Consider the following 21,366-nt stretch of genomic DNA (forward strand, 5'->3'; position numbering starts at 1 on the left):
ACGCTCAGTAGACCCAGGAACTCTGCGACCTCCCGTGATCTCACGTTGGAGTAGCCATCCGGGACGCCTGCTGCACCATCATCTCCCGCATCCAGATGCTTGCCGGATCACTGTTGTGAAAGGCGGGCCATTGGACGGTCTCGGTGAATGTGGGAAGCGGCAGCGGGAGTTCAATGATCTTCAGGGGGAACGTTTTTTCGAAATGCTTAACCAGCCGTAACGGCATGGTCGCTACACGATCTGTGCCTGACACCATGGGCGGAATCATGCTGAAGCCCTGCACGGCGACCTCGACACGTCTCTTAAGACCATGCTCAAGGAAAAACCATTCGTCGATAGAGGGCCTCAGCGCGCGCCCGAACCTGACCGCAACGTGCCTCATCGACAAATATCTCTCGAGTGTAACCTGCCGTGGTAGCTGTTTGTTCGTAGGGCAGCCCACGCACACGAGCCTCTCGTCGAACAACGCCACTCTTGAATGCGCGCTCGACGTGTACAAATCCGGAAGAATTACAAAATCGATGTCACTGCGCCGGAGAAGCTCATCCGGCTCGTCGTCGACATGCAGCAATTCGAAGCTGACGGAGGGTGCTTCCCGGGCAACACGCTCCACGACCTTCCCAAAAAATACTAGTGTGATGAAATCGGAAAGAATGATCCTGAAGCGCCGATCGGATTGAGCTGGGATAAACGGGTCCTGGGAAATAATCGAGCGCTGGATTTGCAGGAGTGCGTCACGGACTGCGGGGGCGAGCGCTTGCGCACGCGGTGTCAAAATACGTACGCGGCCGCTCAGGATAAATAGGTCATCATGGAAATAATCGCGCAGCCGGGCGACGGCCGCACTCATCGCCGGCTGACTTAGGTTGATGCGGCGTGCCGCCTCCGTGAGCTTGCGTTCGGTCAGCAGCGCGTCAAGCACCACGAGCAGATTCAGATCAAGACCCTTGAAACGCATGTCTTAAGCCATCCAAAGCGTGTATGCGCTTCATCTAAACAAACGATTGTACCGATTTTGCAGAACCTTGCATAGGGTATCCAAGGATGGAAGCCCTAAACCTTCTGATGTGGGCGGAACATCAAGCGCGTCGCATGTCCATTGCGACCAGATTTGTCGGTGATCTGCGCAAGCTACGTCGCGGCGGCTCGGCGCGACAAGCTAATTGCGTGGGCGCTTAGCTCGAGAAACCGTAACCAAGATGAGGCTTCCATGCGCTCACAGCTACGATGGAGGTTGTGCTGGGAAAATGAGTTGCAACTGGCCGACCACATCGAACTCGCCGACTTCTTCCGAAAGACTTATGGACCGACTGGGGCCTTCAATGCGAAGCCATTTGCAGGCAATCGGAGTTGGGCCGGAGCAAGACCCGAGTTGCGTGCAATCGGCTATGACTCGGGCGGTGTAGCGGCTCATATGGGCTTACTACGCCGCTTCATTAAGGTTGGCGAAGTCGATCAACTGGTGGGCGAACTCGGATTGTACGGGGTGCGTCCGGATCTTGAAGGACTCGGAATCAGCCTTTCGTTCCGAGTCGTCTATCCAGTGCTGCAGGAGCTTGGCGTTCCATTCGCTTTCGGCACGGTTCGGCACGCGCTGCGAAACCATATTGTAAGATTCTTCAGAGACGACTTGGCGACCATTGTGTCGGGCGTTCGCGTACGGTCGACCCAAGCAGAGGTATATCCCGACCTCCCGCCGACGCGCCTTGAGGACGTGCTCGTTGTGGTCTTACCGGTTACGCGGCCGATGAGCGATTGGCCGACGGGTGCAATAATTGACAGGAACGGGCCAGAGCTATGAACCCCAACTATCTGTCCGAAGTGCCGTTTGAGTTCGCCGACCGCGTTAGCGATCGCAGCGTTTATTTGACGTTTGATGACGGTGCTAACCTACTTTTCACACCGCAGATCCTCGACGTGCTGGCGCAACATCGGGTGCCGGCGACTTTCTTCGTCATCGGTGCCTACGCCGCAGAGCAGCCGGAACTGATCCAACGAATGATCGCAGAGGGGCATGAGGTAGGCAATCACACGATGACCCATACGGATCTGTCCCGATGCGGATTCGAGGAAGTACAACGTGAGATATTTGACGCGAACCTGGCCATCATGATGGCGTGCCCGCAGGCCTCGGTGCGCTACTTTCGCGCGCCATACGGGGCCTGGAGCCAAGAGGTGATCACTGCCTCGGAGATCGCTGGGCTGACCCCCCTTCATTGGTCGGTTGACCCACGAGACTGGTCTCGCCCCGGCGTCGATGCAATCGTCGATGCAGTGCTCACCTCAGTCCGTCCTGGCGCAATAGTGCTCTTGCACGACGGGTGCCCTCCCGACGAGCTGACTCTTGGCGCTTACGCCTATCTGCGTGACCAGACCACAACGGCGCTGTCCCGTTTGATTCCGGCGTTACACGACCGCGGATATGAAATTCGCTCCCTTCCACAACATCACTGATCAATGAGATCCTATGGACCTGCTAGCTCCAGTCAGTACCTTCGTCGTGTCTTTTTATGCGCTGTTCTCGGCCGCATATGAAGGCTTGCAGGCGGTTTATGCCCTGCGGACAAACGGTTCGTCAGCATCGGACGAACTGGTCGGCCCCGACCCTTGGCCGAGCGTAGATGTCATCGTACCCTGCTACAACGAGGACCCGCGCACGCTCTCGGCATGCCTAGCTTCCATCGCAAGCCAACAATACGCCGGAAAACTGCAAGTTTATGTGGTTGATGATGGTTCTACAAATTGCGACGCCGTCGTACCTGTACACGATACCTATGCGCGCGACCCGAGATTCAACTTCATTCTTCTTCCCAAAAATGTCGGAAAGCGCAAGGCCCAGATTGCGGCGATACGCCGCTCATCAGGAGACTTGGTGCTCAACATCGACTCGGACACGACAATCGCATCCGACGTCATCACCAAGCTTGCACGAAAGATGCGAAATCCAGTGATCGGGGCGGCCATGGGGCAGTTGACGGCCAGCAACCGGATGGACACTTGGTTGACCCGATTGATCGATATGGAGTATTGGCTGGCTTGCAACACGGAACGCGCCGCACAGGCTCGCTTCGGTGCGGTTATGTGTTGCTGCGGCCCATGTGCTATGTACCGCCGCTCCGCGCTCGTTTCCCTGTTGGATCAGTACGAGACGCAACTGTTTCGAGGGAAGCCGAGCGACTTCGGTGAGGATCGTCATCTAACGATCCTCATGTTGAAAGCAGGCTTTCAAACCGAATACGTTTCGGACGCCATCGCCGCAACAGTCGTTCCGGACAGGCTGGTGCCGTATTTGCGCCAACAACTCCGCTGGGCGCGGAGCACTTTTCGAGACACGCTGCTAGGGCTGCCCCTCCTGCCCAGCCTCAATGGCTACCTCACGTTAGACGTGGTCGGACAGAATCTAGGTCCGCTATTGCTCGCCGTTTCAGTACTAACAGGGATCGCGCAGCTCTCACTCACGGGCCAAATGCCGTGGTGGACGGTCCTGGTGATCGCATCGATGACATTGATTCGCTGCAGCGTGGCAGCGTTACGTGCACGTGAATTGCGATTTTTCGGCTTTGCTCTTCACACATTCATCCAAATCTTTCTGATAATTCCGGTGAAAATCTACGCGCTGTGTACGTTGAGCAATAGTGATTGGTTGTCACGCAAAATTGGCACTGTGCAAAACAGGAGAAACAGGCAATTCATCGTGCAAATCACGATTGCTGTATCAAAGACTACAGCACGTCTCGCAATTACTGGGTCAACTGACAGGGAAGATCCTTCGCAATGCTCTGCGGGGCTGGCGACGTGTGGCGGCATTTGCCGCGACGAGTAAGACTAGAAGCTCTGACCCCAGACGAGCCGAGCTTCTCATCGAGCATGCGGAGCTCACAGGCCGAATAGCTTTTCGAAGGCTGACGTAAGCGCATGTCTAAATTTGCAATGGAACTCACCGGGGTAAAGAAGTCGTACGGCGACAAAATCGTTGTCGACGGGCTGTCGTTCACCGTTGCACCGGGAGAGTGCTTCGGCCTTCTGGGACCGAATGGCGCGGGCAAAAGCACGATCGCGCGTATGGTCCTCGGCATGATATCGCCAGACGCGGGCAAGATCACGGTTCTTGGTGAACCTGTGCCGTCACGCGCTCGCTGGGCCCGCATGCGCGTCGGCGTGGTCCCTCAATTCGACAACCTTGATCTCGAGTTTACAGCGCGCGAGAACCTGCTGGTCTTCGGACGCTATTTTGGCAAGAGCGCTCGCGAGCTTGAAGCGGTGATCCCATCGCTCCTCGAGTTTGCCCGCCTTGAGAGCAAGGCGAATGCACGTGTGGCCGAGCTATCCGGCGGTATGAAGCGGCGCCTAACGCTGGCACGTGCGTTGATCAACGACCCGCAGCTGCTCGTATTGGATGAGCCGACCACCGGCTTGGACCCGCACGCGCGCCACCTGATCTGGGAGCGCCTGCGTATCCTGCTGGCGCGCGGCAAGACGATTATTTTAACGACCCACTTCATGGAGGAGGCTGAGCGGCTTTGCGATCGGTTGTGCGTACTCGAGCATGGACGCAATATCGCCGAGGGCAGCCCTCACGCCCTGATCGATAAGCATATCGGGTGCCATGTGATCGAGATCTTCGGTGGCAATCCGCGGGAGTTGAGTTCGCTGATCAGGCCTTACGTTCAGCACATCGAGATGAGCGGCGAAACACTCTATTGCTATGCGCCCGATCCGGAACAGGTGCGGGTGCAGCTACGCGAGCGCGCTGGTCTGCGGCTTCTGCAGCGTCCCCCTAATCTGGAGGACGTTTTCTTGCGGCTGACCGGGCGCGAGATGGAGAAGTGAATGATGGACGAAGGTTTTGCGGCGGCTCTACCCGCCAACGCGTGGAATTGGCTTGCCGTGTGGCGCCGCAATTATCTGGCATGGAAGAAGGTGGCATTTGCGTCAATTCTCGGCAACCTAGCCGATCCGATGATCTACTTTTTCGGACTAGGCTCTGGCCTCGGAATAATGGTCGGTCGCGTTGAAGGTACCTCGTACAGTGCTTTCCTGGCAGCCGGGATGATCGCGGCAAGCGCGATGACCGCTTCGACCTTCGAAACAATTTACGCGGCTTTCGCTCGCATGCGCGACCGGCGCATTTGGGAAGCGATCTTGTACACCCAGCTCACCCTCGGCGACATCATTCTCGGTGAGTTGGCGTGGGCAGCCACCAGGGCCTTCCTGGCCGGTACGGCAATTACAATTATTGCCGCCATGCTGGGCTATGCGGCTTGGCCGTCCGTGCTCTATACGCTGCCGGTCATCGCCCTCACTGGCCTAACCTTTGCGAGTTTGGCGATGGTCGTCACCGCCCTTGCGCCGAGCTACGACTATTTCGTGTTTTACCAGACGCTCGTGATCACGCCCATGCTGTTCCTGTCCGGCGCTGTCTTCCCAATCAACCAACTGCCTGGCGCCTTTCAGCAGGTAACACGCTTCTTGCCGCTGGCACATTCGATCGACCTCATTCGTCCGGCAATGCTCGGTCGCCCGGTTGTTGATGTCGGCGTGCATATCGGCGCTCTTTGCATTTACGCAGTAGTAGCATTCTTCTTGTCGTCTGCATTGCTTCGCCGACGTCTGCTGCGTTGATACTGCTTGCGACTTAAAGAAGGAGACACGGGTGCAGCATCGCTACAGCCTGGAGGTAAGCGTGCTCGGATTGGAAGAAGTGGCGCGAGCGGATATCGAAGGCCGAGGCGCCGGCGCAACTGACGCACAACACCACCAGCGAAGATGTCACCTGTTATAGAAGGTCCGGATGGAATCGGAGCAGGTGCTGAGCGCTACGGAGCAAAGCCACCCCCCAGTTTGAAGAGCCGGCGGTGCCAGGATTCTTTGCTGGATCCTTCGCAAATGTTAATCGGAAACGCACTCAATGACCCATCTCCGCACTTCTCCTGAGCCATTTGCAATCCTGGCGATGCCAAGGAGTGGCACGCACTACCTGGAAGAATTGCTAAACGAGCATCCGAATGTGTTAAGCAACGGTGAGTTGCTCAATACATATGATACGAATTGGCCCGATAAGGATCGCCTGCTACGCAGCGATCGCGAACTCCTGGAGCAGGCCTTCTTGCACTACCCGACGAGAAGCGACAAGAAGGTGACGCATGTTGGCTGCAAGATCAACGAACCTCAGTTTTACGAGCGTCCGGGCTTTTTTGGACAACTGGCCCGTTGGGAGGGCCTCAAGGTCATCCTTTTAATTCGCAGAAACACATTGGAATCGCTGAGATCGCTAGTGCAGGCAAGACAAACTCGCCAGTGGCTTAAGTTCAGTTCGGACAAGAATACCGCTCCACCGTCACCCGTGACATTGTCACTCGCCGCCTGTGAGGCCTACTTCAAAGCTGCCGATGATTTCCACGCTCGGGTCGTGAGCGCCTTCGGGTTAACTAACATGCTCGGAATCGAGTATGAGTGGCTTCTTCGCGATCCCGGCGCTTGCGTGGCAACTGTCTTGGATTTCCTTGGCGTTCCAGCGCTTCAGCTCCCTGGTAGCGGCGTCCTTGAGCGCCAAGAAACGCGCCCGTTGCACGAAACGGTATGGAATTTTGATGAGTTGCGGGCACACTTCGCACATGGTCCTTATGCGAAATTCTTTGAGCTCGGTGCCGCCTGACTGGCTCCTCGCAGCCACTGGCGCGCTTACTCCCAGCGTCACATTGCATGCTTGTTGACGTAGCATTCCTTTTGCGGGAAGAGGCGCTCCGCTCTATTGTGTCAGCGCTTCAAGGCATTTGTCGGCCCGGTCCCAGTCTGCTTGTAGTCACCTCGAGGTCCATGTCAGCGCGGTCGAAACAGTTGACCAAGACGACGCCGGCATCGATGTGACGGGTAAAGGCGTGGGCGTTCCCGATGTCGCGCATCCAGATGGATGCCGAGCGCGACGGTTTTGTCGCGAAGCAAGGCTTTCGTCCTGATCTTGACGCCGAATTCGGTCACTCCACCAGGACCGGCGTCGCCATGTTGCCCAAGGCTTTGTTGTGATTTACCGTAGCATTGCCGTTTAGCGGCGAGCGGTCATCCCTTTGGCCTCCCTCACGCTGCCTGGCTGGGCTTACGGGGCAACCCGGTCGAGAAAGACATCGAATGCGGCAGCAACAGCGCGAATCACAAAGCGATGCTCCTGCCGCACGCGGATGAAACCCTTTTCGATGTCCACTATCCCGTCCTCGGCCAGCATCGCCAAGCGTTCAGCTGAATCGAGAAAGCGGCTCGGATCAGATCTATGGGCGGCGCAGATTGCCGGCACATCGGCCTCGAGATCGCTCATCAGCCGCTCGATGATTGCGGCTCGCACGCGGTCTTCGTCGGTGAGGCGGTAGCCCTTTGACGTCGCCAGATGCCCAGCTGCGATGTGCCTGGTGTAGGAATCCCGTGTAACCTCGTTCTGGACGTACCCCTCGCCGACACGGCCGATAGCCGACGCGCCGAACCCGATCAGGGTTTTGCAGGTGTCGGCCGAATAGCCCAGCGAGTTACGCCGCAGGCGACCGGTTTTTTTGTGCCAGCGCGAGTTCGTCGTCCGGCAAGGCGAAATGATCGAGCCCGATCTCTCGGTAGCCTGCGGCAACCAGCGTCTCGGCTACGGCCGCAGCATGTTCGGCGCGAGCAGCGCTGTCCGGCAGCGCTGCCTCGTCGATCAGGCGCTGATTCTTTATAAGGGACGGAATGTGCGCGTAGCCGAACACCGCAAGCCGGCTGGGGCGCATGGCGATCGCCGCCGTCGCGGTTTCGATGCAGGACCGCACCGTCTGATGCGGGAGGCCCAAGATGAGGTCGAAATTGATGCGGCTTACTCCATGTCGACGCAGCATTTCGACGGCAGCGGCCGTTTGCGCCTCACTCTGGACCCGGTTGATCTCTTTTTGAACAATGGGGTCGAAGGTCTGCACGCCGAGGCTCGCCCGGTTCACGCCGGCTGCTCCTAAGGCTTCGGCCATCTCGGCCGTGAACGTTCGTGGGTCGATCTCGACGGGTTTACCGTCCTATGCCGATAACTGTCATTCTTACCGCTGCGGCTCTCCTGTGTCTTTGCGCTAAGTCAAATCCGTTCCGCTTTCGCCGCGAAACCGGCGTTTCGGCAACCTGCAAGCTCGCGCAACCCAGGTAGAAGCTAATACCGGGAGCGACCAATCGGACAGCGAATTCATGGTCAGCCAACTCGTGTCGTAATTTCGGATTGAATCGTCATTGCGGTGTATAGGGAAGCATCTAGCGGCAGATTCCCAAATGCCCGTTGACAAAGAAGCTAGTTGGAACCTGCCTCTTCCAACTGATCAAGCAGAGTCTTTCGCATAGACGGCCGATCCTACTACGCACAATTCACTCCCGATTGCTGCATCGAAGGTCAGCGGCAAGTTTGGCGGAGTCGCGATGGCATTAAGGTCGTGAACGAATCTAAAACTCCTGAGCCATCATTCGTAAGCAGGTGCGGCGAGCGAATACGCATCTGCTTCAGAACGCCCAATGACGACCATTCGGAGTAACAAGAAATGGCGCTTTAGCTTCGCTCGATCCAATTTCGAGAAATTGAGCACCTTGCATCATGTCAAGTTTGCAGTTGAACGAAAAAACTGGCGACATCCTCGCCACCCTATCGCCCGGGGGCAAGGAAAGCTCTATAAATGAGCCCGAGGAGTTCAGACGATCCGTTACCTGCGATCACCTGATCCTTGGAGACGCCGTAGGCATTGGAGGCCGCCTCCCTCAAGCTGATGTTGCCGTCTTCTGGATACAGTTATTGGCGTTCGATGGCTGCAACCGCACTTTCCATTATGCGTGCCGGCAATGGAAATGGGTTCTCATTTGTGTTTTAGTTTGACGCAACCTAAATCCGGTGCTGGTCCGTTGGACGGCAGAGCTTCTAATTGTCTCGTCACTTGCAAAAGGGACGGAAGAACACTTTGCAGTTTTGCATCGCCTTAGTGTCTGAATCGGAATGACCGCCGTGTTTTCAGGCCCTTGCGAGCCGTCGGGTAAGCATGCGGATGTTTGCGATGAGGACCCAGGCCTGTGCGGATTCGATGGACCGCTCGAAGTCCTTTGCCAGCCTACGGCACCTACCCAGCCATGCGAAGGTCCGCTCAACGACCCATCGGCGTGGCAGAATCTCGAAGCCCTTGGCGCTGTCCGATCGCTTGATGATCTCCATCGTGAACTTGCCGATCTTTTGCAGGGCGCCCCGCAGTTTCGGCCCTGCATAGCCACCATCGGCGAAGACATGGCGCAGCCACGGCCAGCGCTTGAGGATGGATTTCAGGACGGCCGGGGCGCCGTCGCGGTCCTGAATGTCGGCGGCGTGAACGACGACGCCGACCAGCAGGCCCAGCGTGTCGACGACGATGTGCCGCTTGCGGCCCATGATCTTCTTGCCGGCGTCGAAGCCACGAACGCCGCCGCTTTCGGTGGTTTTCACGCTCTGACTGTCGATGACGCCGGCGGACGGGCTTGCCTCCCGGCCTTCGCGTTCGCGCGCCGCCATGACGAGTTCATTGTTGATGGCGCGCAGCAATCCTTCGTCCCGCCAGCGCCAGAAGTACTTCTGCACCGTCGAGAACGGTGGGAAGTCCTTCGGCAGAAGCCGCCATGCTCCGCCCGACGACGCCATGTAAAGCAGCGCGTTCACAACCTCGCGCAGGTCCGTCTTGCGGGGCCGGCCGATCCGGTTCGGCGCCGGCATCAGCGGCTCGATCAGCGCCCACTCCGCGTTCGTCAGGTCGCTTGCGTAGCGCGGGCAGCGCCGTTCATAGTGAGGGCGAGTGGTTTCGGTCCAGGGCATCATGATCTCCGTCGAATCTCAGCAATCCGACAGAATCACAACCCGCTGAAATCACTCACTTCTTTTTGGAGCAGACACTTAACACCTTGGTCAGGGCCCGACCGCCGTGAGGTCGGTCGGGCTGTCCTCGATCGGATGGACTGTACGTCGCGGCCGATCGGGCCCTGGTCACGGTCAAGCGCGAGAAACGGCCTGACGTATCACGTCGCAGACATTGCCGTTCCAATTCCATCTGCCGGGAAATTTCTGATGGAATGCTATCATAGACGGCTGGTTTCCTTTCACAAATGAAAGAGAGTTCGATTGACTCTCCTCCCTCATTCCGGTCTCCTAAATCAACGGGTGGTTGTTGGGCGGCAGAAGCCAGACAGCCAAGAACGACGGCCGCGCGTCATGGAAGGAAGGTCTGCCCAGCGCCTCCGCGGTCCCCGGCACGCGCTGACGGCCGAGCGCATACGCCTATTGAAGTAATGGCGGAACAGGTTATCGCTGCCGACGAGACTGGTGGGCTCACTGGCGTTGCTTGCGGCAACCGCCATTCCCCTCGTCATTGATGACGGAGAAGATACAGCAGGCGGTTTCGCGTGCGACGGCACGAAGTCGTCGAGCGCGGCGTCCTTGGGAGCGCGACGACTGCGAAGCCTCTTTTGAACCGCACCATCGCGGGTCGGGAACCAGCGGTCTCTGCTTCTCGACGTCCTATTTCAAAGTGTCGATTGCAGCGCGAGCGCGGCAAGGACACGGTCGCGTAAGGAATACGCCCTTTGCTGGTGCCAACGATGCGGCTCGTCGCAAAGACGACAAAAGCGAGGGGCGAGCAAAACCGCAAGCCCAAGAGGTCGACCGACGGCCGATCTGCCAGGGAACAAAAAGACCTGCTTGAAGGCGCGCCCTTATCAATCTTATGCATTCTTCAGACCGACCGTTGGCGAATCTTCGTGCGAGATTCCGCTAGGGGTGAAGGCAGACAGTGCGATTATCCGCACAAGGCCGCTTGCGCGGCGTGACAAAAGCTCGGGAGAGGACGTTGTGACACAGGTCTTCCATTTGGCACGGCACTTGCGGCGAGATGGCAGCAGCGTTCGACCGGCGCCGCGATGGGAGAAGCCTGTGAAGGGCATGAACAGCCCGCCCCAATCCGGTCAGGGAGAGAAACAGTGTCAGCCCCACAAGTCCCCAGCGCGAGTCCCGCGCCCCGCAAACCCTTCTATGCCAGGCTTTACGCGCAGGTGCTTGCTGCCATCATCCTCGGCGTCGCAATTGGCCATTTCTATCCGGAACTCGGCGAGAGCCTGAAGCCGCTCGGCGATGCCTTCATCAAGCTCGTCAAGATGATCATCGCCCCTGTCATCTTCCTGACAATTGCGACCGGCATCGCCGGCATGAACGATCTCCAGCAGGTCGGCCGCGTTGTCGGCAAGGCGATGGTCTATTTCCTCACCTTTTCGACGCTCGCATTGATCGTCGGCCTTATCGTCGCCAATGTCGTTCAGCCTGGCGCCGGCCTCAACATCGATCCGGCCTCGCTCGATGTCCAGGCCGTGAATACCTATACCGCAAAAGCCCACGAGCAGTCCGTGACCGACTTCCTGATGAATATCATCCCGTCAACGATCGTCGGTGCCTTCACGGACGGCGACATCCTGCAGGTCCTGTTCTTCTCGGTTCTGTTCGGCATTGCTCTGGCGATGGCCGGAGAGACGGCCACGCCGGTCACTTGCTTTTTCCAGGCGCTGATCGCGCCCGTCTTCAAGCTGGTCGGCATTCTGATGAAGGCTGCGCCGATCGGCGCTTTCGGCGCCATGGCCTTCACGGTCGGCAAATATGGCGTCGGTTCGGTCGTGAACCTGGCGATGCTGGTCGGGACGTTCTATTTCACCGCCTTCCTCTTCGTGTTCGGGGTTCTCGGCGCGGTCTGCCGTTACAACGGCTTTTCGATCTTTTCTCTCATCCGCTACATCAAGGAAGAGCTGCTGCTTGTCCTGGGAACATCCTCCTCGGAGGCCGCGCTGCCCTCGCTCATTGAAAAGATGGAAAAGGCTGGCGCCAAGCGCTCCGTGGTTGGTCTGGTCATCCCGGCCGGATATTCCTTCAATCTGGACGGCACCAACATCTACATGACGCTTGCGGCCCTTTTCATCGCGCAGGCGACGAATACGGATCTCTCGATCGGCGATCAGGTCCTCCTGCTGCTCGTCGCGATGCTCTCCTCGAAGGGTGCTGCAGGTGTCACCGGCGCGGGCTTCATCACGCTAGCCGCTACGCTCTCCGTAGTACCGAGTGTTCCCGTTGCCGGCATGGCTCTGATCCTTGGCGTCGACCGCTTCATGTCCGAATGCCGGGCGCTCACGAATTTCGTCGGTAACGCAGTGGCATCGCTCGTCGTGGCCCGCTGGGAAGGCGAATTGGACCAAGTGCAGTTGCAAGCCGCCTTCCGCGGTCACCAGATTGTCGAGACATTAAACCGGCCAACCGATCAAACGCCCATCGACCTGTTAGGTCGTCGCACTCGTCACAAGAAATAAACATCGAACCGCAGGCTCCAAACGGCGCTTCGCGAGCTCATGGAATCAGAGCGCTAATGCGGTGAGCGCAAAATTATGAGTGCCACAAGCAAACGAATCGTATGTTGATAGGCGCCCGGCTACGCTTGCAGTCCTGTTTGTCGATCACGGAGCATGCGCACGCCTTCATTTTTGCCGCCCGTGATCGTGGCCGAGGCGCGCTGGTCGATAGAGAGCCAACGGCATAAAACAAATCAGAATTGGAACATGGCCAAGCGTCCCACAATTGCCGATCTTGCCCGCGAAGCCGGGGTCAGCGTCGCAACAGTCGATCGGGTGCTGAACGCCCGCCATCCCGTGCGAGAGGAAACCGCGCGGCGGGTCCACGAGGCCGCCCGCGCCATCGGCTATCATGCTGCCGGTCTCATCAAGCAACGCCTGCAGCGGGACTTGCCGCACTATCGGCTGGGCTTCATCTTGAGAAAACCCGCCCAGAAATTCTACCAAGACCTCGCGCGCGAGCTCGAAGCCTCGGTCAGCACGGCCCAGTCCTTCCATGGTATTCCGCTCATCGAATTCGCGCCGTCACATGTGCCGGGCGACCTGGTCGCGCTCCTCAAGGATTTGGGCGCACGCTGCCACGCCATCGCCATGGTGGCGCCGGACCACCCGAAGATTACGGCTGCGGTCGAGGAGCTCAAGGCAAAAGGCATTCCGGTTTTCTCACTGCTTTCCGATTTCGCCACCGGCGTGCGCCAGGGCTATATCGGCCTCAACAACCGTAAGGTGGGGCGGACGGCCGCTTGGATGTTTTCCCGGGTCGCAAAACGGCCCGGTAAGGTGGCGGTGTTTGTCGGCAGCCATCGTTTCCAGGGGCACGAGCTCCGCGATGTTGGCTTTCGCTCCTATTTCCGTGAGAACGCGCCGACATTCGAGGTGCTCGATACGTTCATGAACCTCGAGAAACGGCAGATCACCTACGAAGCAACGCTGGATCTCATGCAGAGGGAACCTGAACTCGCCGGCTTCTATCTGGCCGGCGGGGGCATGGAGGGCGCCATCTCCGCGCTTCGTGAAGAGGGCCAAGGTCAGGATCTCGTGGCGATCGTGAATGAAATCACGCCGGAGTCACGGGCGGCGCTCGCAGATAACATCATCACGATGGCGGTCGCCACGCCACTTAGCCGGCTTTGCCAGGAGCTGATGACATTGGTAGTCCGGGCCATCGAGACCGGCACCGCGGAGACACCGGGGCAGACATTTCTGCCGTTCGACATCTATCTGCGGGAAAATATATGACCTGATGGAATTCTATCATCTGAGCTTCCTTTCACAAATGAAAGAAAGGTCGATTGACTATCCTCATTGCGGTCTCGTGAACCAACGGGCGGTTGGGGCGCGGCACAAGCCCAGACAGCCGACAACGGCGGCCGCGCGTTATGGAAAGGAAGGCCGAGCCATGCGCCAGGCATCGCCCTGCCCTGCACCCGATCACATGGCGGCGCATTTTTCACACAGCAGATTCTCGAAATCTCGCGGATGTGGTCTGGACAAAGTGTGCCGCTGCGTAAAGTCCGTTGCAAGTTCGATATCACGCCGGATCGCGTGATCGCCGAGGTGAACGCCTTAATGGATCATTGTAAAAAGGTCCGGGACAAACTTATCGTCGCCAGCGCTCACGACAATCACGATAGCCCAGTTCTGGGTCGCTGATGCATGTGTCAAACTCGCAACCTCGCAGCCTCAATTAGAAAAACACCAGTTCGCACCAAGGAGCGAAAGCATATGGACCGTCGTAGTCTGATCAAAGGGTTCGGCGCATGCCCGATTTGCGCTCAGGCCGCGGATGCGGCGAGCACCCATTGGGGATATGCTGGCCCGGTCGGACCCGAGTACTGGGCCGATCTGGATATGAAAAATTTCGTCTGCTCGGCGGGCACGCAGCAATCACCGATCGATATCAACAGCGCGGTCAAGGCGGATATTCCGCACATCTCTATTGGTTGGCACAAGGGCGGCGGCAAGATGGTGAGGCGCGACAAATGCCGGCTTTGCCGGCCTTGCCGAAGCTTTTCCCATGCGGCTAGGCGAGGAGATGGCGGTCGACGAGGTCGATCCCAACGGGCTTCTGCCGGCCTCGCTTGGCTACTGGACCTATGAGGGATCATTGACGACGACGCCCTGCACCGAAAACGTCGAGTGGATGGTGGCGATGGAACCGGTCCAGGTCGGCGCTGCAGATATCAAGCGATTTACCTCACTCTACCCGTCGAATGCGCGGCCGATCCATTCACCCAATCGGCGCTTTATCCTGGGCCTCTACCCCATGACTCTTGGTATAAGGTGGCCCGCGACGGTTCCGAACCGTCCGGCGGCAAGCCCGCAGCGTCCGCGGCGACGCTGGTCGGCAGAAGCTACGGCACGGTTTGAAGTAGCCGGGTGCGGACGTGTTGGCGAGCGCGCGAGAGGCTGGTCTGGCGGCCTCACTGTTGGACTGGCGGCCCAAGATGATCAAGCGCGATGCGTCACGACATCCGAGCGGGCGATGATGCCGATAGCTGTTGCCATCAATCAGCGTTCCGGCTTGTCGTCCCGTTCGATGAGAATCCGCTCGGCAGCTCCATCAAGATCCTCGTATTGGCCACTCCTCAGAGCCCAAAGAAAGCCAGAGAGCCCAAGCGCTCCGAGGAACAGAGCCACGGGTATGAGGTAGACGAGCGTCGTCATGACATTCGTGCCCATTCGCCGATGCGGGAGCGTCTGTTGTGCGGAGCAATTCTGGCCGGAGCGTTCGACGCAAATCCTTGCAAGCGCAACGCATTTCCGATGACCAGGAGCGACGAGGCGGACATCGCGACCGCCGCGATCAGCGGCGTGACATTTCCCAGAATGGCGATCGGCACCGCGACGGTGTTGTAGACGATCGCTATGGCGATGTTCTGGCGGATCAGCTGACCTGCCTTCCTGGAAATATCCAGCGCGAGGGGTACTGCCAGAAGGCTATCGCGCAAGAAGACAAAATCCGCCGCGTTGCGGCCAATGTCGGCGGCGGTCGCCGGAGCAATCGAGACATGCGCCGCGCCCAGCGCAGGCGTATCGTTAAGCCCGTCGCCGACCATCAGAACCTTATGTCCGCCTTTCGCCAGCGTCTCGATCCGTTCGACCTTGCCGGAGGGAAGCATCGCGGGAACGAAACGATCGACACCCAATGTTTCGGCCACCTCGCCGCAGGCCCTTGCCGTATCGCCCGACAGCATTTCCACCGACAGGCCGGTATCTTTCAGTTGCTTAACGGCTGCGCTGGCATCGGGGCGCAGCGCATCCTCGAAAGCAAAGGATGCGGTGATGATCCCATTCTTCGAGAGGACTGTCGCACCGAACCCGCCTAATTTGCCTTCGCCGCCGGTTCGGGCTTTCCATCCAGCCCATCCGCGCCGGCCAAGACGCCAAGTGTTTCCGGCGGCGCTGGCTTCGATCCCGAAGCCCGGATATTCGCTGACGGATTCGAGCTTGGGCTGGCCGGAAAACCCCGCAAAGCCGGCCATCGCCCTTGAAAACGGATGGCGGGAATGCGCGGCCATGTCGGCTGCGATCGCCAGCATCGTTGGATCGATGGACGATGCATTGACGAGCCGCGGCTGGCCGAGCGTGAGTGTCCCCGTCTTGTCGAATACCGCTGCGTCGATCGTCGCCAGGCGCTCCATGGCCGAACCATCCTTGACCATCACGCCGTTCTCGAACAGACGCCGCGCCGCAACGACCTCCACGATCGGCACTGCGAGCCCGAGAGCGCATGGGCAAGTGATGATGAGAACGGCGATGGCAATCGTGATCGCCCGGTGCCAGTCGCCAGTGGCCAGCATCCAGCCGATGAAGGTCACAAGGGCCGTCAGATGGACGACCGGCGCGTACAGCGCCGAGACGCGATCGGCGATGCGGCGGTACCGTGCGCGGCCACCCTCGGCGGCTTCCATCAGCCGAACCATCTCCGCCAGGAAGGAATCCTTCGCAGCAGCGGTCGCCTCGATCGTAAGTGGACCAGTAAGATTAAGGGTTCCCGCCTGAACCACACCGCCCGGTGCCACTGTGTTTGGCGTGCTCTCGCCGGAGACCAGCGAGCAGTCGAGATCCGATGTCCCGTAGATGATGGTGCCATCAACCGGAATCCTTTCGCCGGCCGCGATCAGCATTTTCATGCCGGGTTCGATCTCGCCGACCGGCAGGTAGTCGCGCGTGCCGTCGTCGCCCAGCACCATAGCCCCGCGCGCGGCCAGCCGCGACAGGCCTTTGACGGCGGTCCGGGCCCGCTCGCGCATCACGTGGTCCAGGGTGCGGCCGATCAGGAGGAAGAACAGCAGTGAGACAGAAGCGTCGAAATAGGCATGGTCGCCATGGTTGATCGTCTCGTAGAGGCTCATGGCATAGGCGAGCGACACACCGACGGCGATCGGCACGTCCATGTTCATCCGGCCATGGCGAAGCGCGTTCCAGGCCGAGCGGAAGTAGATGCCGCCGGCAAAAGCCAAAGCAGGGATGGCAATCAGCGCCGAGACCCAATGGAACAGGTCGCGCGTGGCACCTTCGGCGCCGGACCAGACCGACACTGAAAGCAGCATGATGTTGCCCGCGGCAAATCCAGCGACCGCGACGGCGCGGATCAGTTCAGAGAGCGTCTTGTCCTTCTCTTCGACCTCTGGATCGAACAAATGCGCCTGGTAGCCAAGCCGGCCAAGGGTGGCTACGAATGGCGGGACCTCTTCTCCATGCCAGCGGATCGAAACCCGTTTCGTCGACAGGTTGACGCGAGCAGCATCGACATTGTCGAGCTTGCCGATCGCCGTCTCGATCGACTGTATGCAGGCGCCGCAATGTACCATTGGCACCGACAGGTCGATCTGGCGGAGCTCTCCGCCGAGGGAGCGGCTTGCCAATTTTATTTCCTGGCTCGAGGGCAGGACGGATGTCACACCGTCCAGGTCCAATGCCATTTCGGCATCCGGTGCGCAGCAGTTCATTGAATCGCCCCTTTGGAAATGATAATGCGGCGAACGTCGCGATAGGGTTCGGCGAGGCCGGCATCGGCATCGATTTGAACGATCCAGACGCCGTCCTTTGGCGTGTGTCGTGTGCTGAATTCCTGGTCCCGGCCTGACGCCAGGGTGATGGCCTTGTCCTCGGCCTCGTAGGCAGGATGGCGAAACAGAACCTTGACGCCATTCATTAGAACAGACTTGCCGGCAGCGTCGCTCAACGAGTAGCGCACATTGCCCGATGCGATCGTCAGCTTGCCGGTCCAGCCCAACGCCGCTTGCGCGCGCCCTTCCTTGGCCTTCTCGTTGAACTGCTGGCTGGCCACATAGGTGTTTTCCACGACCAGGCCTGTCCAGCTCGTGCTGGCGAGCGTTGCCATGGTGAGGTTGACGCCGATGACCACGCCGAAGAAGCCGAGGATGGTGAGCAGCATGTGCCTGCCGGTGAACTCGCGGGATTTCTGCGATTGGGCACTCATCTGGCAGTCTCCGGTGCATTGAACGTGGCGGTGTATTCGGCGGACTCGAGGCCTGCCTTGTCCTCTATCCGGAATTTGAAGCTCCGCGCGGTGCCCTCGACCTGGCCCGCCGGCTGGCGCACGAAGACCTTGAGCACCTTCAACCGATCGGGCTCGACAAGCGTCTCGAATGACCGTGCCGGAGGAAGCTCGATGCCGACCGCGCTCATCTCGGCGCCCGGCAAGCCTTGCAAGGTGACGACGATCGCCCTCGGTTCGGGGATCATGTTCAGCAGCTTGACGGTGTAGCCGTTGCGGATAGAGCCGTCGGAGAGCGAGACGAATTGCGGGTTGCGATCATGCAAGACATTCAACTCGAGCCTCTCGCGTGTGAGCAGCGAAATGAGCAGCGCCAGTCCGACCGCCGACCATGCGCCGAGGTAGATGAAGGTGCGCAGACGGAAGATGTTGCGAAGTTGGAAGTGTGCCAGGCCGTCGGAAAATGCGCCTGTGACAGTCCGGACGAGTGCCGGGTTCACCGGGACGGTGCCGCCGGCAGTCGCAAGCGCCATGTTGGCATTGTAGTCCGAAAGCCTCGCATAGGAGATCAGCCCGCGTTCCCTGCCAAGCTTGTCCATGATGCCGTCGCAGGCGTCGATGCAAAGCGCACAGGTTATGCATTCGAGCTGCTGGCCGTCGCGAATGTCGACGCCCATCGGGCAAACGGCGACGCAGGCATTGCAGTCGACGCAATCGCCGACCGGCTGCCCGGCGGCAATAGCCTTCTTGGCATGACGCGAGCGCGGTTCGCCGCGCCAGTCATTGTAGGTGACGGTTAGCGAATTCTCATCCAGCATCGCCGCCTGAATGCGCGGCCACGGGCACATATAGGTGCAGACCTGCTCGCGCATCAGTCCGCCGAACGTGTAGGTGGTCGCCATTAGTACGGCGATGGTCACATAGGCCACAGGAGCGGCGGTGCCTTCTACGACGTCCAAAGCCAGCGTCGGGGCATCGGCGAAATAGAAAATCCAGGCGCCACCCGTTGCAACCGCGATGACCAGCCAGATAGCGTGCTTGGAGACCCGCAACACCAGCTTGCGCATTGTCCATGGCCCTGCATCGAGCTTCATGCGGGCGTTGCGATCGCCTTCGATCGCTCGCTCCACCACCAGGAACAGGTCGACCCAAACGGTCTGCGGGCAGGTATAGCCGCACCAGGCCCGGCCAACCGTCGATGTGATCAGGAAGAGACCGATTCCGGCCATCATCAGAAGGCCGGCGACATAATAGAATTCCTGCGGCCATATCTCGACGAAGAAGAAGTAGAATCGCCGATGGGCGAGATCGAGCAGCACGGCCTGATCCGGGGCGTATGACCCGCGGTCCCATCGAAGCCAGGGTGTCAGGTAGTAGATGCCCAGCGTAATCGCCATCACCAGCCACTTGAAGCGGCGAAAGTTGCCGGAGGCGCGTTTCGGGAAGATCTTCTTGCGCGCGGCATAGAGCGGCTGCCGCGTCTTGGCGGAATTGACCGCCTCGGCTGCGTGGGGCGCTACCTGCGTTTTCTTTAGCACGGGCATCTCCTCGCGCGCCGCCGATGGTATTGGCGTGCAACCGCACTCGTCTGCTTTGGGTAACGTCCAAGATGCTGAGCTAAGCATGTTTTGCCGCATCGACACGGAGCGCCCCATTAATCAGAACAATCGCCGCACGCCCGAATGTGTCGAGGCCCGGCGCGCCGGGCCTCGTCGCTTGGCGGGGAGGGCCGAGAATAGGCTTCCGATCCTATTCTCCGCCGCCAAGCGAATGGACATAGACTGTGAGTTCCTTGACTGCGGTCTGGCCGAGGCGCCCGGCCCATGCCGGCATGATGCCATGCTTCGGCTCGCGGACCTGGGCGGCGATGGCGGTCTCGCCGGATCTGTAGAGCCAAATCGCATCGGTCAGATTGGGCGCGCCGAGCTCCCTGTTGCCTTGTGCCTTGTCGCCATGACAGGCCACGCAGTTCTCGGCGAAGACCTTGGCGCCGGGCTCGACCAGGCTCGCGTCTTTGACAGCCCCCGATAGGCTGGCGACATAGGCGCTGACCTGAGTGATCTGCTCGGGCGTTATGATGTCGCCAAAAGCGGGCATTTCCGAAACGCGTGTATCCAGGTCGGACGCAAAGCGAATGCCATGCATAATCGTTTGCTGAATCTGCTCCGCCTTGCCGCCCCACAGCCAGTCGTCGTCGTTGAGGTTGGGAAAGCCCGCGGAACCTTGCCCGCCGGAGCCGTGGCACTGCACACAATTGACCTTGAAGGCGGCGCCACCGGCTGCGACGGCGAATTCGCGCAGTGCATCGTCGGCAACAATTTCGGATACGCTTTTCTGCTCGATGGCTGCGACGTAAGTGCCTTTGGCTGCTTCGGCAGCCGCAAGTTCGTTCTTGACGTCGTTTCGGCTGGAAAAGCCCAGAACGCCCTTGGTGGCGGAGCTGAGCATCGGCCAGGCGGGGTAGGCAATCGTATAGGCGGCTGCCCAGGCGATGGTGACGTAGAAGGTGATCACCCACCAGCGCGGAAGTGGGTTGTTAAGTTCCTTGATCCCGTCCCACTCATGGCCGGTCGTCGCGATCCCTGAGATTTCGTCGACTTGCTCGTTGCTCATCATCAATCCTCCTCGAGAGGAATCCGGGCGGCTTCATCGGCCAGCCCGCGGCTGCCGGGTCGGAGCGCAAATGCAATGCAGCCAATGAAGAACAGAGCCATGGCGAGCAGGCCCCAACTGTCGGCAAACTCCCGCATCAAATTGTAATCCATCGACATTCTCCTCAGCGGTAGCCGGCGGCTTCGTCGTAGTTTTTGAAATCAACAAGCGTGCCGAGCATCTGCAGGTAAGCGACAAGGGCATCCATTTCGGTGACCTGTTGGGGGTTGCCGTCGAAGTCGCCAAGCTTGGCCTTGGGGTAGCGGCCTTCCAGACCGGACGTGTCGGCATTGGGATCAGCCTGTGCCATCAGATCGGCATTTGCCTGGGCGATCATCTCGTCTGTGTAGGGGACGCCGACTCGCCTGTTCGCGATCAGATGCGTCGAGAAATCCTTCACCTCGATCGGTGTGCCCTTCAGGAAGGCATAGCTCGGCATGATCGATTCCGGTACCACCGAGCGTGGCGCGTTGAGATGCTGGACGTGCCATTCGTTGGAGTAGCGGTCGCCAACGCGCGCGAGGTCCGGGCCGGTTCGCTTCGATCCCCACTGGAACGGATGATCGTACATCGACTCGGCCGCCAAGCTGTAGTGGCCGTAGCGCTCGACTTCGTCGCGGAACGGCCTGATCATCTGGCTGTGACAGAGGTAGCAGCCCTCGCGCACATAGATGTTGCGTCCGGCGAGCTCGAGCGGCGAGTAAGGCCGCATGCCTTCGACCTTCTCGATCGTGTTGTCGAGATAGAAGAGCGGTGCGATCTCAACGATGCCGCCGACCGTCACGACCAGCAAGGACCCGACGAGAAGGAGCGTGGCGTTCTTCTCGATGACTGCGTGTTTGTCCATCAAGCCCATTTCTGGCTCC

The 21,366-nt window shown here is 59.4% G+C and carries 18 protein-coding genes and 4 pseudogenes; 10 read left to right on the plus strand and 12 right to left on the minus strand.

Features of this window, described 5'->3' with window-relative positions:
* Positions 1-40: 40 nt before the first annotated feature.
* Positions 41-958 (minus strand): LysR family transcriptional regulator, encoded by a 918-nt coding sequence (locus ACFSOZ_RS22695; protein WP_095082092.1) that lies wholly within the window; start codon positions 956-958, stop codon positions 41-43.
* Between the two features lie 252 nt (positions 959-1,210).
* Between ACFSOZ_RS22695 and ACFSOZ_RS22700 the strand changes: the two genes are divergently transcribed.
* The 7 genes from ACFSOZ_RS22700 to ACFSOZ_RS22730 all read left to right on the plus strand — a co-directional run bounded on the left by ACFSOZ_RS22700 (position 1,211) and on the right by ACFSOZ_RS22730 (position 7,023).
* Positions 1,211-1,801 carry a NodA family N-acyltransferase gene (locus ACFSOZ_RS22700; RefSeq protein ID WP_095084247.1) on the plus strand — a complete coding sequence of 197 codons (591 nt, stop codon included), beginning with the start codon at positions 1,211-1,213 and terminating at the stop codon, positions 1,799-1,801.
* Positions 1,798-2,454 (plus strand): chitooligosaccharide deacetylase NodB, encoded by a 657-nt coding sequence (gene nodB / locus ACFSOZ_RS22705; RefSeq protein ID WP_095082094.1) that lies wholly within the window; start codon positions 1,798-1,800, stop codon positions 2,452-2,454. Before ACFSOZ_RS22700 ends, nodB begins: the two co-directional genes overlap by 4 nt.
* 13 nt (positions 2,455-2,467) lie before the next feature.
* Positions 2,468-3,823, plus strand: coding sequence for a chitooligosaccharide synthase NodC (gene nodC, locus ACFSOZ_RS22710; RefSeq protein WP_095082096.1), 1,356 nt, complete (start codon positions 2,468-2,470; stop codon positions 3,821-3,823).
* A gap of 92 nt (positions 3,824-3,915) precedes the next feature.
* Positions 3,916-4,830 carry a nodulation factor ABC transporter ATP-binding protein NodI gene (gene nodI, locus ACFSOZ_RS22715; protein ID WP_095082098.1) on the plus strand — a complete coding sequence of 305 codons (915 nt, stop codon included), beginning with the start codon at positions 3,916-3,918 and terminating at the stop codon, positions 4,828-4,830.
* Positions 4,831-4,833: 3 nt separating this feature from the next.
* The gene (locus ACFSOZ_RS22720) at positions 4,834-5,622 is read left to right on the plus strand and encodes an ABC transporter permease (protein WP_095084248.1); all 789 of its coding nucleotides are present in this window, start codon (positions 4,834-4,836) and stop codon (positions 5,620-5,622) included.
* 286 nt (positions 5,623-5,908) lie between these two features.
* Positions 5,909-6,655: a sulfotransferase domain-containing protein gene (locus ACFSOZ_RS22725; protein WP_095082100.1), complete on the plus strand. Its 747-nt coding sequence runs from the start codon at positions 5,909-5,911 to the stop codon at positions 6,653-6,655.
* A 236-nt stretch (positions 6,656-6,891) separates the two neighbouring features.
* Positions 6,892-7,023, plus strand: coding sequence for a hypothetical protein (locus ACFSOZ_RS22730; protein ID WP_378921994.1), 132 nt, complete (start codon positions 6,892-6,894; stop codon positions 7,021-7,023).
* A 70-nt stretch (positions 7,024-7,093) separates the two neighbouring features.
* Here ACFSOZ_RS22730 and ACFSOZ_RS22735 read toward each other — a convergent pair.
* The 4 genes and pseudogenes from ACFSOZ_RS22735 to ACFSOZ_RS22750 form a co-directional block, all read right to left on the minus strand.
* Positions 7,094-8,012, minus strand: a pseudogene (locus ACFSOZ_RS22735) (radical SAM protein); the annotation flags it as partial.
* A 179-nt stretch (positions 8,013-8,191) separates the two neighbouring features.
* Positions 8,192-8,525, minus strand: a pseudogene (locus tag ACFSOZ_RS22740) (LLM class flavin-dependent oxidoreductase); the annotation flags it as partial.
* Between the two features lie 16 nt (positions 8,526-8,541).
* Positions 8,542-8,948 (minus strand): annotated as a pseudogene (locus ACFSOZ_RS22745) (histidinol-phosphate aminotransferase); the annotation flags it as partial.
* Between the two features lie 44 nt (positions 8,949-8,992).
* Positions 8,993-9,817, minus strand: coding sequence for an IS5 family transposase (locus tag ACFSOZ_RS22750; RefSeq protein WP_379092658.1), 825 nt, complete (start codon positions 9,815-9,817; stop codon positions 8,993-8,995).
* A 1,157-nt stretch (positions 9,818-10,974) separates the two neighbouring features.
* Between ACFSOZ_RS22750 and ACFSOZ_RS22755 the strand changes: the two genes are divergently transcribed.
* The 3 genes and pseudogenes from ACFSOZ_RS22755 to ACFSOZ_RS22765 all read left to right on the plus strand — a co-directional run.
* Positions 10,975-12,342 carry a dicarboxylate/amino acid:cation symporter gene (locus tag ACFSOZ_RS22755; RefSeq protein ID WP_245331020.1) on the plus strand — a complete coding sequence of 456 codons (1,368 nt, stop codon included), beginning with the start codon at positions 10,975-10,977 and terminating at the stop codon, positions 12,340-12,342.
* Positions 12,343-12,588: 246 nt separating this feature from the next.
* Positions 12,589-13,620, plus strand: a complete 1,032-nt coding sequence (locus ACFSOZ_RS22760; RefSeq protein WP_095084249.1) for a LacI family DNA-binding transcriptional regulator — start codon at positions 12,589-12,591, stop codon at positions 13,618-13,620.
* 486 nt (positions 13,621-14,106) lie between these two features.
* Positions 14,107-14,641 (plus strand): annotated as a pseudogene (locus ACFSOZ_RS22765) (carbonic anhydrase family protein); the annotation flags it as partial.
* A gap of 251 nt (positions 14,642-14,892) precedes the next feature.
* Here ACFSOZ_RS22765 and ccoS read toward each other — a convergent pair.
* The 7 genes from ccoS to ccoO form a co-directional block, all read right to left on the minus strand.
* Positions 14,893-15,048, minus strand: coding sequence for a cbb3-type cytochrome oxidase assembly protein CcoS (gene ccoS / locus ACFSOZ_RS22770; RefSeq protein WP_095082106.1), 156 nt, complete (start codon positions 15,046-15,048; stop codon positions 14,893-14,895).
* A complete protein-coding gene (locus tag ACFSOZ_RS22775) occupies positions 15,045-17,336 on the minus strand; it encodes a cation-translocating P-type ATPase (protein WP_095082108.1) in 2,292 nt (763 codons plus the stop codon). The genes ccoS and ACFSOZ_RS22775 overlap by 4 nt, the downstream gene beginning before the upstream one ends.
* Entirely contained in the window at positions 17,333-17,830 is a 498-nt protein-coding gene (locus ACFSOZ_RS22780) for a FixH family protein (RefSeq protein WP_095082110.1), read from the minus strand. The genes ACFSOZ_RS22775 and ACFSOZ_RS22780 overlap by 4 nt, the downstream gene beginning before the upstream one ends.
* Positions 17,827-19,392, minus strand: coding sequence for a cytochrome c oxidase accessory protein CcoG (gene ccoG / locus ACFSOZ_RS22785; protein WP_095082112.1), 1,566 nt, complete (start codon positions 19,390-19,392; stop codon positions 17,827-17,829). Before ccoG ends, ACFSOZ_RS22780 begins: the two co-directional genes overlap by 4 nt.
* Positions 19,393-19,597: 205 nt before the next feature.
* Positions 19,598-20,461, minus strand: coding sequence for a cytochrome-c oxidase, cbb3-type subunit III (ccoP, locus tag ACFSOZ_RS22790; RefSeq protein ID WP_095082114.1), 864 nt, complete (start codon positions 20,459-20,461; stop codon positions 19,598-19,600).
* Between the two features lie 2 nt (positions 20,462-20,463).
* Entirely contained in the window at positions 20,464-20,613 is a 150-nt protein-coding gene (locus tag ACFSOZ_RS22795; RefSeq protein ID WP_095082116.1) for a cbb3-type cytochrome c oxidase subunit 3, read from the minus strand.
* Positions 20,614-20,624: 11 nt separating this feature from the next.
* Positions 20,625-21,356, minus strand: coding sequence for a cytochrome-c oxidase, cbb3-type subunit II (gene ccoO, locus ACFSOZ_RS22800; protein WP_095082120.1), 732 nt, complete (start codon positions 21,354-21,356; stop codon positions 20,625-20,627).
* Between the last annotated feature and the right edge of the window lie 10 nt (positions 21,357-21,366).

This window comes from Mesorhizobium newzealandense (genome assembly GCF_042682145.1).
In the GTDB taxonomy this organism is placed as follows: domain Bacteria; phylum Pseudomonadota; class Alphaproteobacteria; order Rhizobiales; family Rhizobiaceae; genus Mesorhizobium; species Mesorhizobium newzealandense.